Consider the following 16,193-nt stretch of genomic DNA (forward strand, 5'->3'; position numbering starts at 1 on the left):
GAGTTCGCGAAAGGAGATCCCGCATGCAGTTGAACGAGGGATGGCTGGTCGGCGCGCGTCGGGTTCCCTCGCCGCACCATGACTGCCGTCCGGATGAAGAAGCCCCTTCCTTACTGGTGGTGCATAACATTAGCCTGCCACCGGGTGAATTTGGTGGTCCGTGGATTGATGCGCTGTTCACTGGCACCCTGGATCCGCATGCGCATCCTTTCTTTGCCGAGATTGCTCATCTGCGCGTTTCGGCACATTGTCTGATTCGCCGTGATGGCGAAATCGTGCAGTATGTGCCTTTCGATAAGCGTGCGTGGCATGCGGGGGTCTCCTGCTATCAGGGGCGCGAACGCTGCAATGACTTTTCCATCGGCATTGAGCTGGAAGGCACGGATACCCTGGCGTATACCGATGCGCAGTACCAGCAGCTGGCGGCGGTGACGGAACTGCTTATCACGATTTATCCTGCTATTGCCGAAAACATCGCGGGCCACAGCGATATCGCGCCCGTGCGGAAAACCGATCCAGGACCGGCCTTTGACTGGATAAAATTCCGGGCGCTACTCAGTGCGCCGTCAGATAAGGAGACCTCATGACGCTGTTTACGACGCTGCTGGTGCTTATCGCCGAACGGCTGTTTAAGCTGGGCGAACACTGGCAGCTTGATCATCGGCTGGAGGTGGTGTTCCGCCGGATAAAACACTTTTCGCTGCTGGGCACGCTGCTGATGACGGTGGTGGCTGTCGTGGTGGTGTATCTCATTCAGCGCCTGCTGCAAGGGCAGCTATTTAACATACCATTGCTGGTGTTCTGGATCTTGCTGGGCCTGCTGTGCATCGGGGCAGGCAAGGTTCGGCTGCATTATCATGCCTATCTGAAAGCGGCGTCGCGCAATGACAGTCGAGCCTGCGATGCCATGGCCAGCGAGCTGACGCTGATCCACGGCGTACCGCCGGGCTGTGATGAGCGTGAATACCTTAGCGAACTGCAAAATGCGCTGCTGTGGATTAACTATCGCTACTATTTGGCGCCGCTTTTCTGGTTTGTCGTGGGTGGGGCGTGGGGCCCTCTGACGCTTATCGCTTACAGCGTACTGCGGGCCTGGCAGACGTGGCTGGCGCGCTACCAGACGCCGCATCACCGTTTGCAGTCCGGAATCGATGGTATCTTGCATATCGTGGACTGGCTGCCGGTGCGTCTGGTGGGGGTGGTCTATGCCCTGGTGGGACATGGTGAGAAAGCCCTTCCGGCGTGGTTTGCCTCGCTAGGTGACCGCCATTCGTCGCAGTATCAGGTATTGACCCGCCTGGCGCAGTATTCCCTGGCCCGTGAACCGCATGTGGATAAAGTGGCGACGCCAAAAGCCGCGGTATCGATGGCCAAGAAAACCTCGCTGGTGGTGGTGGTGATCATGGCGCTGCTGACGATTTACGGTACCCTGGTTTAACGGCCTGAGCCCGCACTCTGCCTGCCACGATGCACGCACCAGCGGGACTCTTGTTGCCGGGTGGCGGCTGCGCCTGACCCGGCCTGCAGAACCCGCGCCAGCGGGTGTCATAGCGAACCGCTACAGCGTATCCGCCGGCGGGATGCCGAAGTCGGGCATCCCGTCCTCCCTCCAGCTGACGAGTTTTAACCGCGTATGGCGATTGGGGTCATACAGCGGATCGCCTTCTATCTCGGTGTAATTCCGCGCGTGATACACCAGCACATCTTCTCCTTCCAGCGTTTGGGTAAAACTATTATGGCCTGGGCCATACTGGTGGTTTTCATAGCTGGTACGAAAGACCGGCTGCGGGGCTTTATGCCAGTTCGTCGGTTGCAGCGGATCGGCCTGCAGATCGATCCAGAGTAACCCCATGCAGTAGTTTTCATCGGTGGCGCTGGCGGAATAGCTGATGAACAGCTTATCGCCATGCACCAGCACCGCAGGACCTTCGTTGACCTTAAATCCCCGGCACTCCCAGTCGAACTCCGGCTTGCTCAGCATGACCGGCTCGCCTTTTAGCGTCCACGGGTTGGCCATTTCAGCAAGATACAGGTTTGAGTTGCCTTCAATATGCGGGGATTTTTGCGCCCACAGATACCAGCGTTTGCCCTGATGGATAAAAGTAGTGGCATCGAGGGCGAAGGTATCGAAAGGCGTGACCACCTGGCCTTTTTCCTGCCAGCGACCGGTCAGCGGATCGCTGTCGGCGCACTCGAGAACGAACATGCGATGCTGGAACATCCCCAGCGCATCCAGATCGTGGGTATGGGTAGCGGCAAAATAGATATACCACTTACCGTCTATTTCATGCAGCTCCGGCGCCCAAATCAGCTGGCTCATCGGCCCGCTTTGCGGCGCGCGCCAGACCACCACTGGTTCAGCATCGCGCAATCCTTCAAGGGTTGTCGCGCGCCGGATCTCCAGCCGGTCGTATTCCGGCACCGAGGCAATAAAGTAGTAGTGGCTAAGATGGCGCAGAATAAAGGGGTCTGCACGCTGTTCAATAAAGGGGTTTGGCCAGTTGTTCATCAGGCTTTCCTTACGTGTTCACTGGTTTTCAGTTCCTGGTATTCGTTCAGCTCGCTGTAGTTGCTGCGGCGCTTCTCTAAATCGCTCTGAATCTGGCGCATCAGGGTGCGGTCAACCTTGAGCAGGCGCACCACGCCGGCGGTGATCAGATAGCCGACGCCGGGGATGACCGAGAACAGCAGCACGATGCCGTTCAGCGCGGAGGCGCTTTGTGCTTTGGCACCGGCGTCGTAGCCGTACCATGACAGCAGGAAACCGACCATTGCCCCGGCGACCGCCAGGCCAACCTTGAGGAAGAACAAATTGCCGGAGAAGCTAATGCCGGTGATGCGCTTGCCGGTTTTCCACTCTCCGTAGTCATCAACGTCGGACATCAGTGACCAGTGCAGCGGGGAGGGGATCTGATGCAGGATGTTGAGCAGGAAGTAGAGCACCATAATCAGCGTGGTGGCGTGTGGATTAAAGAAGTAGAAGGCGCAGGAGAAAATCGCCAGCGCGATGTTGGTCCAGAAGAAGACCTGCAGTTTGCACCAGCGGTCGGTGAGGACTTTCGCCAGCATGCTGCCAATCATCATCCCGACCACGCCGAGGCTGATAAACAGGGTAGCAAAATGGGTGCTTTGTCCCATCACCCAGGTGACGTAATACATGGTGGCGGCCATGCGGATAAAGCCTGGACAGACGTTGCACAGCGTGAGCAACAGGATGCGCACCCACTGGTCATTTTTCCACACGTCTTTGAGATCTTTTTTCAGTTCATCATTCGTCTGCACCGCCGGGTGTATGCGTTCACGCACGGTAGCGAAGCAGAACAGGAACATACACATGCCGATAAAGGCCAGCACGGTCATCGCCATCTGGTAGCCCTTCGCTTTATCGGCGCCGCCGAACCAGTCGGCCATTGGCAGCAGCGTCAATGACAGCAGCAGCGTGGCGATACCCACCATCACAAAACGATAGGACTGGCAGGCAACGCGCTCTTTCGGATCAGCGGTCATCACCGTTCCCAGCGAGCAGTAGGGGATGTTAATCGCGGTATAGGTTACCGACAGCAGAAAGTAGGTGATAAACGCATAAATAACTTTGCTGTTATAGGTCCACTCAGGGGTAGTGAACATCAGCACGCTGAACAGGGCGTAGGGGAAGGCAATCCACAGTAACCATGGACGAAAGCGGCCATATTTACTGCGGGTACGGTCGGCAAGGGCGCCCATAATCGGGTCGGTCACCGCATCGATGACACGCACCGACAGCAGCAGTACGCCGACCAGCGCCGGCGCCAGACCGAAGATATCGGTATAAAAATAGTTCACAAACAGCATGATGGCGCCAAAGATGATATTGCATCCGGCATCACCCATCCCGTAACCAATCTTTTCCTTTATTGATAGTCTATTGTCTGCCATGTGCGGTCTCTCCGTTGCAGTATGGAGAGAATTATTGGCCGCTATCGAGGGAAATACGTTGCAGGAACTCGTTAACGATATGGATATATCAGCTATGGAGGGGAAAGTGTGAAGCAGGTAACAATGCTCTGCGCCCGTTATTCAGGGAGGAGCGCAGAGCAAAGAGAAGTATTTATGAGATGTATTATTGTGCTTTTATGGCGGCGGCGGCTTTCTGTTTAAACAGATAGCCCACGCCCAGCACCGCAACCCATACCGGGATCAGCCAGACGGAAATCGCCATCCCCGGGGTCATCAGCATTATCACCAGCACTGCCGCCATAAACAGCAGACACACCCAGTTACCCAGCGGGTAGAAGAGGGCAGGGAAGCGAGTGGTGACGCCCTGCTGCTGTTTGGCGCGACGGAATTTAATGTGCGCCAGGCTGATCATCGCCCAGTTGATGACCAGGGCCGAGACCACCAGCGCCATCAGCAGGCCGAAAGCGGATTCTGGCGCCAGATAGTTGATCAGCACGCAAAGCGCGGTCACCAGGGCAGAGACGAGGATGGTATTTACCGGTACGCCGCGTTTGTCGACGCTGAGCAGCGCTTTCGGCGCGTTACCCTGCTGCGCAAGGCCGAATAGCATACGGCTGTTGCAGTAGACGCAGCTGTTATAAACCGACAGCGCCGCCGTCAGCACCACGACGTTGAGGGCGTTTGCCACCAGCGTATCGCCAAGCTCATGGAAGATCAGGACGAACGGACTGGTATCTGCGGTGACGCGGGTCCACGGCAGCAGGGAGAGCAGTACCGCCAGCGAACCAACATAGAAGATCAGAATACGGTAGATAACCTGGTTGGTGGCTTTCGGAATGCTTTGCTCCGGATTATCAGCCTCCGCCGCGGTGATCCCCACCAGCTCCAGACCGCCGAAGGAGAACATGATGATCGCCATCATCATCACCAGTCCGGTAAAGCCGTGCGGCAGGAAGCCACCCTGATCCCACAGGTTACGAACCGTCGCCTGCGGGCCGCCGTTGCCGCTGAACAGCAGCCAGCCGCCGAACAGGATCATCGCCACTACGGCGACCACTTTGATAATCGCGAACCAGAACTCCATTTCACCGAACACTTTTACGTTGGTCAGGTTAATGGCGTTGATAGCGACGAAGAAGACGGCCGCCGAGGCCCAGGTCGGGATTTCCGGCCACCAGAACTGGATGTATTTGCCGACGGCGGTCAGTTCCGCCATGGCCACCAGGACATACAGTACCCAGTAGTTCCAGCCGGAAGCGAAGCCGGCAAAGCCGCCCCAGTATTTATACGCGAAGTGGCTAAATGAACCAGCTACCGGCTCTTCCACCACCATTTCACCCAACTGACGCATGATCAGAAAGGCGATAAAACCGGCGATAGCGTAACCAAGAATGATACCCGGGCCGGCGGACTGAATGACGGACGCGCTCCCCAGAAACAGGCCGGTGCCGATAGCCCCGCCCAGCGCGATAAGCTGAATGTGGCGGTTTTTCAGACCGCGCTTCAGCCGATCGCCGTGCTGTTGACCTTCCATATGAAACCTCGTGTGTGGTTATTTTTTGTGTACGTCATCCGTCAGATTGCTGCTTCACTGCTGTCCCTGCCAGAAAGCATAGCCAGCGAAAATTTGGGCGAAATGGCCCGCGTTTTATCTGAGTGATGTCGCGCACATATTGTTGTGTTTGTGTATTTAGCGACTTCCGTTTCTGTATTGTTTTGTTTACGGAAGGCGGTGCGGTAATTCAGAAAAAGGCCTTTCGTCTGAGGGAGAATAGTGTTAAGCGCGACCGAATGCACCTGCTTTATGAAGGGATGATGACGATGTGTCTAAAAAGACATCAATAGACATATTCTGTATTATTCCGCCGCACTACCCTGTAGTGGTTATTTATTCTATTAAAATGATTTTATATTCATTTATGGCGCAGTTGAATCGGTTCAGATAGCGTAATTTTTCGTTTCCATAAAGTTAACGCTACCCCTTTGTGAGTAAACGTAACATTTGTGCAAGGTTACATTTCTGAAATGTTATTTCTGTAAGGTTGTTAAAATGTCCGTGGTTTACTGATTTCAATCAAAACCTGTATGGACAGAAGGTAAATACTTTGTTACTTTAGCGCTACGAACTTTAAATTGGTAAGACCAATTGACTCCGGGCTAATGGCAGAGACAGGGAATATGGCCTACAGCAAAATCCGCCAACCAAAATTATCCGATGTGATAGAGCAGCAGCTGGAGTTTCTGATCCTTGAGGGGACCTTGCGCCCCGGTGAAAAACTTCCGCCTGAACGCGAACTGGCCAAACAGTTCGACGTTTCCCGCCCCTCGCTGCGTGAGGCGATTCAACGCCTCGAAGCCAAGGGCTTGTTGCTTCGTCGTCAGGGAGGTGGAACGTTTGTTCAGAGCCGCCTGTGGCAGAGCTTCAGCGATCCGCTGGTCGAGCTGCTGTCCGATCACCCTGAATCCCAATTCGATCTGCTAGAGACCCGTCACGCGCTGGAAGGCATCGCGGCTTATTACGCGGCGCTGCGCAGCAATGATGAAGATCGCGATCGTATCCGCGAGCTGCATCAGGCTATTGAACGCGCTCAGCAGTCGGGCGATCTGGACGCTGAGTCCGGCGCCGTCGTCCAGTATCAAATCGCCGTCACCGAGGCGGCACACAATGTGGTTTTGCTCCATCTGCTAAGGTGTATGGAGCCGATGCTGGCACAAAACGTTCGTCAGAACTTTGAATTGCTGTATGCCCGCCGGGAGATGCTCCCGTTGGTCAGCAACCATCGTACTCGCATTTTCGAGGCGATAATGGCCGGGGAGCCGGAGCAGGCGCGTGAGGCGTCGCACCGTCACCTGGCGTTCATTGAGGAAATTTTGCTGGACCGTAGCCGTGAGCAGAGTCGTAGAGAACGCTCACTGCGTCGTTTACAGCAACGAAAGGACGAGAACTCCGGTTCTTAAGCGCCATTTTTAGAGCGCGGCAACTAAACGCAGAACCTGTCTTATTGAATTTTTGGTTGTTCAAACGTGAAGAGCAAAGAGTTCAATGGGACAGGTTCCAGATTAATCAACGATTAGATAGATAAGGAATACCCCCCATGTCAGAACGTTTACCAAATGACGTGGATCCGATCGAAACTCGCGACTGGCTACAGGCGATCGAATCGGTCATCCGTGAAGAAGGTGTTGAGCGTGCTCAGTATCTTATTGACCAACTCCTTTCTGAAGCCCGCAAAGGCGGGGTGAAAGTGGCTGCTGGCGCATCGACCGGCGGTTACGTAAACACTATTGCCGTTGAAGATGAACCGGAATACCCGGGTAATCTGGATCTGGAACGTCGTATCCGTTCTGCGATCCGCTGGAACGCCATCATGACCGTTCTGCGCGCATCGAAAAAAGATCTCGAACTGGGCGGCCACATGGCGTCCTTCCAGTCTTCTGCAACCTTCTACGAAGTGTGCTTCAACCACTTCTTCCGTGCACGCAACGAGCAGGATGGCGGCGACCTGGTTTACTTCCAGGGTCACATCTCTCCGGGCGTATATGCGCGTGCTTTCCTGGAAGGTCGTCTGACTGAAGAGCAGATGAACAATTTCCGTCAGGAAGTTCACGGTAAAGGTCTGTCCTCTTATCCGCACCCGAAACTGATGCCGGAATTCTGGCAGTTCCCGACCGTTTCGATGGGCCTGGGCCCAATCGGGGCGATTTATCAGGCTAAGTTCCTGAAATATCTGGAACACCGTGGTCTGAAAGACACCTCCAAACAAACCGTTTATGCTTTCCTGGGCGACGGTGAGATGGACGAGCCGGAATCTAAAGGTGCGATCACCATCGCCACCCGTGAGAAGCTGGACAACCTGGTCTTCGTTATCAACTGTAACCTGCAGCGCCTTGACGGCCCGGTGACGGGTAACGGCAAAATCATTAACGAACTGGAAGGCATCTTCGGTGGTGCTGGCTGGAACGTTATCAAGGTTATCTGGGGCGGTCGTTGGGATGAGCTGCTGCGTAAAGACACCAGCGGTAAGCTGATTCAGCTGATGGAAGAAACCGTTGACGGCGATTACCAGACCTTCAAATCCAAAGACGGCGCTTACGTCCGCGAGCACTTCTTCGGTAAATATCCGGAGACCGCGGCGCTGGTTGCCGACTGGACTGACGAGCAGATTTGGGCCCTGAACCGCGGCGGCCACGATCCGAAGAAAGTTTACGCTGCACTGAAAAAAGCGCAGGAAACCAAAGGCAAAGCGACCGTAATCCTCGCCCATACCATTAAAGGTTACGGCATGGGTGACACCGCTGAAGGTAAAAACATCGCCCACCAGGTTAAGAAAATGAACATGGACGGCGTTCGTTACGTCCGCGATCGTTTCAACGTGCCGGTTGCCGATGCCGATCTCGAAAAACTGCCGTACGTCACCTTCCCGGAAGGTTCCGAAGAGCACACCTATCTGCACGCCCAGCGTCAGAAACTGCACGGCTATCTGCCGAGCCGTCAGCCGAACTTCTCTGAGAAGCTGGAGCTGCCGACGCTGGAAGATTTCGCTCCGCTGCTGGAAGAGCAGAATAAAGAGATCTCTACCACTATCGCGTTCGTTCGTGCCCTGAACGTGATGCTGAAGAACAAATCCATCAAAGACCGCCTCGTGCCGATCATCGCCGACGAAGCGCGTACTTTCGGTATGGAAGGTCTGTTCCGTCAGATCGGCATTTACAGCCCGAACGGCCAGCAGTACACCCCGCAGGACCGTGAGCAGGTTGCCTACTATAAAGAAGACGAGAAAGGCCAGATTCTGCAGGAAGGGATCAACGAGCTGGGCGCAGGCGCATCCTGGCTGGCTGCGGCGACCTCTTACAGCACCAACAACCTGCCGATGATCCCGTTCTACATCTACTACTCGATGTTCGGGTTCCAGCGTATCGGCGACCTGTGCTGGCAGGCAGGCGACCAGCAGGCTCGCGGCTTCCTGATCGGTGGTACTTCCGGTCGTACAACGCTGAACGGCGAAGGTCTGCAGCACGAAGATGGCCACAGCCATATTCAGTCGCTGACTATCCCGAACTGCATCTCCTACGACCCGTCTTACGCGTACGAAGTGGCGGTCATCATGCATGACGGTCTGGTACGTATGTACGGCGAAGCGCAAGAGAACGTTTACTACTACATCACGACGCTGAACGAAAACTACCATATGCCGGCCATGCCGGAAGGCGCCGAGGAAGGTATCCGTAAAGGTATCTACAAACTCGAAACCATCGAAGGTAGCAAAGGTAAAGTTCAGCTGCTGGGCTCCGGTTCTATCCTGCGTCACGTTCGTGAAGCAGCGCAGATCCTGGCGAAAGACTACGGCGTGGGCTCTGACGTCTATAGCGTCACCTCCTTCACCGAACTGGCGCGTGATGGCCAGGATTGCGAACGCTGGAACATGCTGCACCCGCTGGAAACCCCGCGCGTGCCGTACATCGCTCAGGTGATGAACGACGCTCCGGCCGTGGCATCCACTGACTATATGAAACTGTTCGCCGAGCAGGTTCGTACTTATGTACCGGCCGATGATTACCGTGTACTGGGTACCGATGGCTTCGGTCGTTCCGACAGCCGTGAAAACCTGCGTCACCACTTCGAAGTCGATGCTTCCTATGTGGTCGTTGCGGCGCTGGGCGAACTGGCTAAACGTGGTGAAATCGATAAGAAAGTGGTGGCTGACGCTATCGCTAAATTCGACATCGATGCAGAAAAAGTTAACCCGCGTCTGGCGTAAGAGGTAAAAGAATAATGGCTATCGAAATCAAAGTACCGGACATCGGGGCTGATGAAGTTGAAATCACCGAGATCCTGGTCAAAGTTGGCGACAAAGTAGAAGCTGAACAGTCGCTGATCACCGTAGAAGGCGATAAAGCCTCTATGGAAGTCCCGTCTCCGCAGGCTGGCGTCGTGAAAGAGATTAAAGTCTCCGTCGGCGACAAAACCGAGACTGGCAAACTGATTATGATTTTCGATTCCGCCGAGGGTGCAGCAGCCGCTGCACCTGCGCAGGAAGAGAAGAAAGAAGCCGCTCCGGCTGCGGCTGCGCCAGCAGCTGCCGCGGCAGCGAAAGAAGTTCACGTCCCGGATATCGGCGGCGATGAAGTTGAAGTCACCGAGATCATGGTTAAAGTGGGCGACACCATCGCCGCTGAGCAATCCCTGATCACCGTAGAAGGCGATAAAGCCTCTATGGAAGTGCCGGCGCCGTTCGCGGGTACCGTGAAAGAGATCAAAATCAACACCGGCGATAAAGTGTCCACCGGTTCCCTGATCATGATCTTCGAAGTGGCGGGCGCTGCGCCTGCCGCTGCTCCGGCACAAGCTGCCGCTCCGGCTGCCGCGGCACCGGCTGCCGCCGCTGGCGCGAAAGACGTTAACGTCCCGGACATCGGCGGTGATGAAGTTGAAGTCACTGAAGTGATGGTTAAAGTCGGCGATAAAGTGGCTGCCGAGCAGTCCCTGATCACCGTCGAAGGCGATAAAGCGTCTATGGAAGTGCCGGCGCCGTTCGCAGGCACCGTCAAAGAGATCAAAATCAGCACCGGCGATAAAGTCAAAACCGGTTCCCTGATCATGGTCTTCGAAGTGGAAGGCGCTGCGCCTGCCGCCGCTCCGGCTCAAGCTGCTGCTCCGACACCGGCTGCTGCACCGGCTCAGGCTGCTAAGCCTGCCGCTGCACCGGCTGCGAAAGCAGAAGGCAAAACCGAATTCGCTGAAAACGATGCTTACGTTCACGCGACTCCGCTGATTCGCCGCCTGGCGCGCGAGTTCGGCGTTAACCTGGCGAAAGTGAAAGGCACCGGCCGTAAAGGTCGTATCCTGCGCGAAGACGTTCAGGCTTATGTGAAAGACGCGGTTAAACGCGCTGAATCCGCACCGGCGGCTGCCGCTGGCGGCGGTATCCCGGGCATGCTGCCATGGCCGAAGGTTGACTTCAGCAAGTTTGGTGAAATCGAAGAAGTGGAACTGGGTCGTATCCAGAAAATCTCTGGTGCTAACCTGAGCCGTAACTGGGTGATGATCCCGCACGTTACCCACTTCGACAAAACCGATATCACCGATCTGGAAGCGTTCCGTAAGCAGCAGAACGCCGAAGCTGAGAAGCGTAAACTGGACGTGAAATTCACCCCAGTGGTCTTCATCATGAAAGCCGTTGCCGCTGCGCTTGAGCAGATGCCGCGCTTCAACAGCTCGCTCTCCGAAGATGGCCAGCGCCTGACGCTGAAGAAATACATCAACATCGGTGTGGCGGTTGATACCCCGAACGGTCTGGTGGTTCCGGTCTTCAAAGACGTGAATAAGAAGAGCATCACCGAGCTGTCTCGTGAACTGACCACCATCTCGAAGAAAGCGCGCGATGGCAAGCTGACGGCTGGCGAAATGCAGGGCGGTTGCTTCACCATCTCCAGCATCGGCGGCCTGGGTACCACCCACTTCGCGCCGATTGTTAACGCGCCGGAAGTGGCCATCCTGGGCGTGTCTAAGTCCGCGATGGAGCCAGTATGGAATGGTAAAGAGTTCGTTCCGCGTCTGATGATGCCGATCTCTCTGTCCTTCGACCACCGCGTCATCGACGGTGCTGATGGTGCCCGCTTCATTACCATCATTAACAACACCTTGAGCGACATTCGCCGCCTGGTGATGTAATCGAAAAAGCCGGCCTGACGGCCGGCTTTTTTCTGATAATCTCAGGCTGTTGGGGATTATCAGCAACAAAGGACAAAATCGTTTGCCGTTTGTTGTTTAAAAATTGTTAACAATTTTGTAAAATACACGCGGATAGAACGTCCCGGTGGACTTGGGCGTAAGAATAATAGCGTCAGACCCGCCGGATATAAATTACAGAGGTCATGATGAGTACTGAAATCAAAACTCAGGTCGTGGTACTTGGGGCAGGCCCCGCAGGTTACTCTGCAGCCTTCCGTTGCGCTGATTTAGGTCTGGAAACCGTCATCGTAGAACGTTACAGCACCCTCGGTGGTGTTTGTCTGAACGTGGGTTGTATCCCGTCTAAAGCGCTGCTGCACGTGGCAAAAGTTATCGAAGAAGCGAAAGCGTTGGCCGATCACGGTATCGTTTTCGGCGAACCGAAAACCGACATTGACAAGATCCGCACCTGGAAAGAAAAAGTTATCACTCAACTGACCGGCGGCCTGGCTGGTATGGCCAAAGGCCGTAAAGTGAAAGTGGTTAACGGTCTGGGTAAATTTACCGGCGCCAACACCCTGGAAGTGGAAGGCGAAAACGGTAAAACCGTGATCAACTTCGACAACGCGATCATCGCGGCGGGCTCCCGTCCGATTCAGCTGCCGTTTATCCCGCATGAAGATCCGCGCGTATGGGATTCCACCGACGCTCTGGAACTGAAATCCGTACCGAAACGCATGCTGGTCATGGGTGGCGGTATCATCGGTCTGGAAATGGGTACCGTATACCATGCGCTGGGTTCAGAGATTGACGTGGTTGAAATGTTCGACCAGGTTATCCCGGCGGCCGATAAAGACGTGGTGAAAGTCTTCACTAAACGCATCAGCAAGAAATTCAACCTGATGCTGGAAACCAAAGTGACTGCCGTTGAAGCGAAAGAAGACGGTATTTACGTTTCCATGGAAGGCAAAAAAGCGCCGGCTGAAGCACAGCGTTACGACGCCGTGCTGGTGGCTATCGGTCGCGTACCGAACGGCAAAAACCTTGATGCAGGCAAAGCTGGCGTGGAAGTGGACGATCGTGGCTTCATTCGCGTTGACAAACAAATGCGCACCAACGTGCCGCACATCTTTGCTATCGGCGATATCGTCGGTCAGCCGATGCTGGCGCACAAAGGCGTCCATGAAGGTCACGTTGCCGCAGAAGTTATCTCTGGTCTGAAACACTACTTCGATCCGAAAGTGATCCCGTCCATCGCCTACACCGAGCCAGAAGTGGCATGGGTTGGTCTGACTGAGAAAGAAGCGAAAGAGAAAGGCATCAGCTACGAAACCGCCACCTTCCCGTGGGCTGCTTCCGGCCGTGCTATCGCTTCCGACTGCGCAGACGGTATGACCAAACTGATCTTCGACAAAGAGACCCACCGTGTTATCGGCGGCGCGATTGTCGGCACCAACGGTGGCGAGCTGCTGGGTGAAATCGGTCTGGCTATTGAAATGGGCTGTGACGCTGAAGACATCGCGCTGACCATCCACGCTCACCCGACTCTGCACGAGTCCGTTGGCCTGGCGGCAGAAGTCTTCGAAGGCAGCATCACCGATCTGCCAAACGCCAAAGCGAAGAAAAAGTAACTTTTTCTTTCAGGCAAAAAGCATAAGCGGCTCCCGGAGCCGCTTTTTTTATGCCTGATGTTTAGAACTATGTCACCGTTCATAAACCGCTACACCTTATACATACTTTGAAAATAGTCACGCCATAAACTTATAGGCAGTTAACGATATGATTGAGGTGTGAGATGAAACGCTTTTTAACCGCAGCGCTGGTTGCTGCAACGTGCTTATCCGGTGTGGCCTGCGCGGCTGACGTGACCATTCCCTGGGCGGACAACAGCGGTGGTACGGAAACGACCCATATCGCGGCGATGGGCCAGGATCTGAATGCCCAGCATCAGCAGGTGACAAAGAGCAATGAAGGGGTATGGGCGGCGAACTCCGGAAGCATCAGCGCTGATGAAGCAGCATTATCCAGCACAAAGCCGATTTTTACCGGCGACCCGTCTCTGATGCCCCATCAGGGCTAAGCGAAGGGCTAAGCGAATAGAAACGCCAGGTTGCTTGAGGGCAACCTGGCGTTTTTTTATGGTTTGACAACCTGCCAGCCGGCGTCAGCATTGGGGGCAAAGCGCGTGATGGCCTGCGCTTTTGCGGCGCTCTCTTCACCGAGATTAGCCTGATAAACGGTATCGTGCTGATCGATCATAAAGCTCATCACTCCGGTTTCACCCCATTCCACAGGCCAGGCGAGCAAGGCCGCATCCTGGTCATCGCGGCCTGCGATAATGCGGAAACGATAGCCATGATAACCGGCACCGGGCTCCGTCGGGCTGAATGCTGGCCCCAGCGGACTGGGCGTTTCACCCGGCGACGTCGGCCAGTACAACCCATCTTTTTTGCCTTCACTGCTGATGATTTTCTGCGCCCAGCGGTGGTTCAGCTGGTAGTAATCCTGCTGGGCATCAACGTAAGCGTGCATGGCGGCTATCGCTGACAGCTCATTGCGACCGATGGCGCGGGTGAGGATCTCCTCTTCGCCTGCGGCCATATCAAAGTGCCAGCCCTGAGACGTTTTTACGATAGGCACAGGCAGCCGCCATGCCTCGCTGCCGACGTCGAGCCAGGCGTTATCACCCTGCTGCACGATGACATGTTTCACCTGCCAGTCGCGCTGAAAGCGGTCGACGGCGCTGGGGTCGATCCCATCGGGCGGTAAAAATTGCTGCCAGTTATCGCCGAGCACCTTGCTCAGCGCCGCTTCATTTTGCTGGCTGAGCGCCTCAGCCAGCGCGCTCGCGGCCTGTTCCGGGGTAGAAAACTGCTGCTGGGCGAACGCGGCTAACGGTGACAGCATCAATGTGAACAGGGCAATAGGTAATAGATTTCTCATTCTGCTCATCCTCAGCGGCGGCGCAGTTCATGGTGTTCGGAAGAACGTTCTCTGGCGCCGTTGCGCTGTTCGCGGTTTACGCCGGAAAACTGGCGGCTTTGCAGTCCCCGTTCCTGCTGCGCTTGCCAGGAGGGGGCGCGGCTTTCGTTGCCGCTAAGAGCGCTGGTACGTAAATGACTAACCTGCTGCTGCCGACGCTGTTGCTGCTGAGGTGTCGGGTTCTGCTCGCGGCTTTTGACGGTTTCTCGACGCTGCTGTTGCTGCGGCGTGGGATTTTTCAACTGCGTTTTTGCCGCATCGCGACGCTGCTGCTGGGTCGGTGTGCTGTCGTAACCGCGATAGTTGCTGCGCTGGGTAGCTTGTTTTAATTGCGCCGAGGCTGCCTGACGTTGGGCATCACGCGAGGGATTGTTTGCCGCCAGGTTACCCGCTGTGGCCGCCGGCGCATTGCGCTGCTGAAGCTGGGTTATTGCCGCCTGGCGCTGCGCATCGCGATCGACCGGCGTATGCTGGGTGGCACTCAGTCCACCGGCAACGTTGGTCTGATGGAAGCGCTGGGCGACGGTATTATCGGGATAAGGCACGTTTCCGCGATAGGCTGGGTTGTGTTGCCAGTTAACGCGGTTGCCTGGCAGATTCTGCCCGGTAATGTGGTTGAAATTATTCACATTGATATTGATGTTATCGCCATTGTGCGAGTAGTCGCCGCGGTGGTAGTCGTCATCGTGATGGTGGTAGTCATCATCATCCCAGTCGATGCTGCTAAACAACGCCCAGGTGGTGGCGACGCCGAGGCTGTAACCAAAGCCTTTGACGAAGCTGTCGGTAAACTGCTCGCCGGGAGGGGGCGGCAGGTAGACCGGCGGATAGGCGCTATTCGGCCAGGTGCCATAGACCGAGGCAGGGTTGTAGTTCGGGACATACACCACCTGCGGGTCGGTCGGTTCTATTTTAATGACCTGGGTCGGCGCGGGCGCCGCCGCGGTAGTGGTTGACGTTGATACGGTGTTGCTTTTTGCAGTAGTGGTCGGTGCAGGCGCAGCAGCGGTGACAATCACTTTCTGCTGCGGCGTGGATTTCAGCGTCCCGGTCTGCTGGGCAATGGTGCGCAGGCGCTGCACCGAGTCCATCACATCGTGTGGCTGGGCCAAAAACGCGTTGCCGAGGTTTTCTACCCACGGCGGGTTCTCGCCCATCATCGCCAGCAGGGCTGGGAAGGCGACAAGAGATTTGACGCTGGGATCCCACGGCTGGCTGGTCACCGCCTGCACGGCCGCGTCACCTTTCAGGGTAGGGTTGTCCTGGGACCACTGCACCGCCTGCATGACGTTATCCGGATAGGTGGAGGCCATCAGCACCTGCGACAGCAAACTGTCCGGATAAAGCGCGATGGGTGCGACCCACTGATCAATCTGCGCCGGCGTATAGGTGGTGGCTGCCGGTTGCGCGGTGGCAGGTGGCGTGGCTGGGGTTGGCGCAGGTGTCGGTGCAGGCTGCGCCGCCGCCTCAGTGACCGTCTCTGGAGTACGGCTTTGCACATAGAGTGTTCCCGCCGCCGCGAGTAAGCCAGCGCTACAGAGCAGGGCGATGATATGGGGTTTGAACGGCAGTGACATAGAAGCTCCTGACCCAAAAAGTAACC

Annotated in this window: 12 protein-coding genes; 7 read left to right on the forward strand and 5 right to left on the reverse strand. The window is 55.8% G+C overall.

Annotated features, from left to right (window positions below):
• Window positions 1-23: 23 nt before the first annotated feature.
• Both ampD and ampE read left to right on the forward strand, forming a co-directional pair.
• Window positions 24-587, forward strand: coding sequence for a 1,6-anhydro-N-acetylmuramyl-L-alanine amidase AmpD (gene ampD / locus CWM54_RS22960; RefSeq protein WP_008807417.1), 564 nt, complete (start codon window positions 24-26; stop codon window positions 585-587).
• Window positions 584-1,438, forward strand: a complete 855-nt coding sequence (gene ampE, locus CWM54_RS22965) for a beta-lactamase regulator AmpE (protein WP_061155750.1) — start codon at window positions 584-586, stop codon at window positions 1,436-1,438. Before ampD ends, ampE begins: the two co-directional genes overlap by 4 nt.
• Window positions 1,439-1,558: 120 nt before the next feature.
• Here the strand turns inward: ampE and CWM54_RS22970 are convergent, their stop codons facing one another.
• The 3 genes from CWM54_RS22970 to aroP all read right to left on the reverse strand — a co-directional run bounded on the left by CWM54_RS22970 (window position 1,559) and on the right by aroP (window position 5,470).
• Window positions 1,559-2,509, reverse strand: a complete 951-nt coding sequence (locus tag CWM54_RS22970) for a family 43 glycosylhydrolase (RefSeq protein ID WP_100698602.1) — start codon at window positions 2,507-2,509, stop codon at window positions 1,559-1,561.
• A complete protein-coding gene (locus tag CWM54_RS22975; protein WP_100631618.1) occupies window positions 2,509-3,915 on the reverse strand; it encodes a glycoside-pentoside-hexuronide (GPH):cation symporter in 1,407 nt (468 codons plus the stop codon). Before CWM54_RS22975 ends, CWM54_RS22970 begins: the two co-directional genes overlap by 1 nt.
• A gap of 184 nt (window positions 3,916-4,099) precedes the next feature.
• Window positions 4,100-5,470, reverse strand: a complete 1,371-nt coding sequence (gene aroP, locus CWM54_RS22980) for an aromatic amino acid transporter AroP (RefSeq protein WP_061155747.1) — start codon at window positions 5,468-5,470, stop codon at window positions 4,100-4,102.
• Between the two features lie 644 nt (window positions 5,471-6,114).
• Between aroP and pdhR the strand changes: the two genes are divergently transcribed.
• The 5 genes from pdhR to CWM54_RS23005 all read left to right on the forward strand — a co-directional run bounded on the left by pdhR (window position 6,115) and on the right by CWM54_RS23005 (window position 13,688).
• Window positions 6,115-6,894 carry a pyruvate dehydrogenase complex transcriptional repressor PdhR gene (gene pdhR, locus CWM54_RS22985; protein WP_002888699.1) on the forward strand — a complete coding sequence of 260 codons (780 nt, stop codon included), beginning with the start codon at window positions 6,115-6,117 and terminating at the stop codon, window positions 6,892-6,894.
• Between the two features lie 137 nt (window positions 6,895-7,031).
• Window positions 7,032-9,695 carry a pyruvate dehydrogenase (acetyl-transferring), homodimeric type gene (gene aceE, locus CWM54_RS22990; RefSeq protein WP_061155746.1) on the forward strand — a complete coding sequence of 888 codons (2,664 nt, stop codon included), beginning with the start codon at window positions 7,032-7,034 and terminating at the stop codon, window positions 9,693-9,695.
• Between the two features lie 14 nt (window positions 9,696-9,709).
• Window positions 9,710-11,608: a pyruvate dehydrogenase complex dihydrolipoyllysine-residue acetyltransferase gene (aceF, locus tag CWM54_RS22995; protein ID WP_061155745.1), complete on the forward strand. Its 1,899-nt coding sequence runs from the start codon at window positions 9,710-9,712 to the stop codon at window positions 11,606-11,608.
• A 206-nt stretch (window positions 11,609-11,814) separates the two neighbouring features.
• The gene (lpdA, locus tag CWM54_RS23000; protein ID WP_061155744.1) at window positions 11,815-13,239 is read left to right on the forward strand and encodes a dihydrolipoyl dehydrogenase; all 1,425 of its coding nucleotides are present in this window, start codon (window positions 11,815-11,817) and stop codon (window positions 13,237-13,239) included.
• 164 nt (window positions 13,240-13,403) lie between these two features.
• Window positions 13,404-13,688: a hypothetical protein gene (locus CWM54_RS23005; RefSeq protein ID WP_061155743.1), complete on the forward strand. Its 285-nt coding sequence runs from the start codon at window positions 13,404-13,406 to the stop codon at window positions 13,686-13,688.
• 56 nt (window positions 13,689-13,744) lie between these two features.
• On the opposite strand, the gene CWM54_RS23010 is transcribed toward CWM54_RS23005, so the two are convergent.
• Together CWM54_RS23010 and CWM54_RS23015 are read right to left on the reverse strand one after the other, a co-directional pair.
• A complete protein-coding gene (locus CWM54_RS23010) occupies window positions 13,745-14,551 on the reverse strand; it encodes a DUF2950 family protein (RefSeq protein ID WP_061155742.1) in 807 nt (268 codons plus the stop codon).
• 11 nt (window positions 14,552-14,562) lie between these two features.
• Complete coding sequence (locus CWM54_RS23015) at window positions 14,563-16,167, reverse strand: DUF3300 domain-containing protein (RefSeq protein WP_100698604.1); 1,605 nt, start codon at window positions 16,165-16,167, stop codon at window positions 14,563-14,565.
• Between the last annotated feature and the right edge of the window lie 26 nt (window positions 16,168-16,193).

It is taken from the genome of Klebsiella sp. D-Nf1, from assembly GCF_002810515.1.
GTDB lineage: Bacteria > Pseudomonadota > Gammaproteobacteria > Enterobacterales > Enterobacteriaceae > Klebsiella > Klebsiella variicola.

Bases quoted from the DNA above. Each gene is read 5' to 3' on its own strand.
- CWM54_RS23015 (WP_100698604.1), bottom strand. From the start codon at position 16,167: ATGTCACTGCCGTTCAAACCCCATATCATCGCCCTGCTCTGTAGCGCT.
- CWM54_RS23010 (WP_061155742.1), bottom strand. From the start codon at position 14,551: ATGAGAAATCTATTACCTATTGCCCTGTTCACATTGATGCTGTCACCG.
- pdhR (WP_002888699.1), top strand. From the start codon at position 6,115: ATGGCCTACAGCAAAATCCGCCAACCAAAATTATCCGATGTGATAGAG.
- aroP (WP_061155747.1), bottom strand. From the start codon at position 5,470: ATGGAAGGTCAACAGCACGGCGATCGGCTGAAGCGCGGTCTGAAAAAC.
- aceF (WP_061155745.1), top strand. From the start codon at position 9,710: ATGGCTATCGAAATCAAAGTACCGGACATCGGGGCTGATGAAGTTGAA.
- CWM54_RS23005 (WP_061155743.1), top strand. From the start codon at position 13,404: ATGAAACGCTTTTTAACCGCAGCGCTGGTTGCTGCAACGTGCTTATCC.
- ampD (WP_008807417.1), top strand. From the start codon at position 24: ATGCAGTTGAACGAGGGATGGCTGGTCGGCGCGCGTCGGGTTCCCTCG.
- aceE (WP_061155746.1), top strand. From the start codon at position 7,032: ATGTCAGAACGTTTACCAAATGACGTGGATCCGATCGAAACTCGCGAC.
- lpdA (WP_061155744.1), top strand. From the start codon at position 11,815: ATGAGTACTGAAATCAAAACTCAGGTCGTGGTACTTGGGGCAGGCCCC.
- ampE (WP_061155750.1), top strand. From the start codon at position 584: ATGACGCTGTTTACGACGCTGCTGGTGCTTATCGCCGAACGGCTGTTT.
- CWM54_RS22975 (WP_100631618.1), bottom strand. From the start codon at position 3,915: ATGGCAGACAATAGACTATCAATAAAGGAAAAGATTGGTTACGGGATG.
- CWM54_RS22970 (WP_100698602.1), bottom strand. From the start codon at position 2,509: ATGAACAACTGGCCAAACCCCTTTATTGAACAGCGTGCAGACCCCTTT.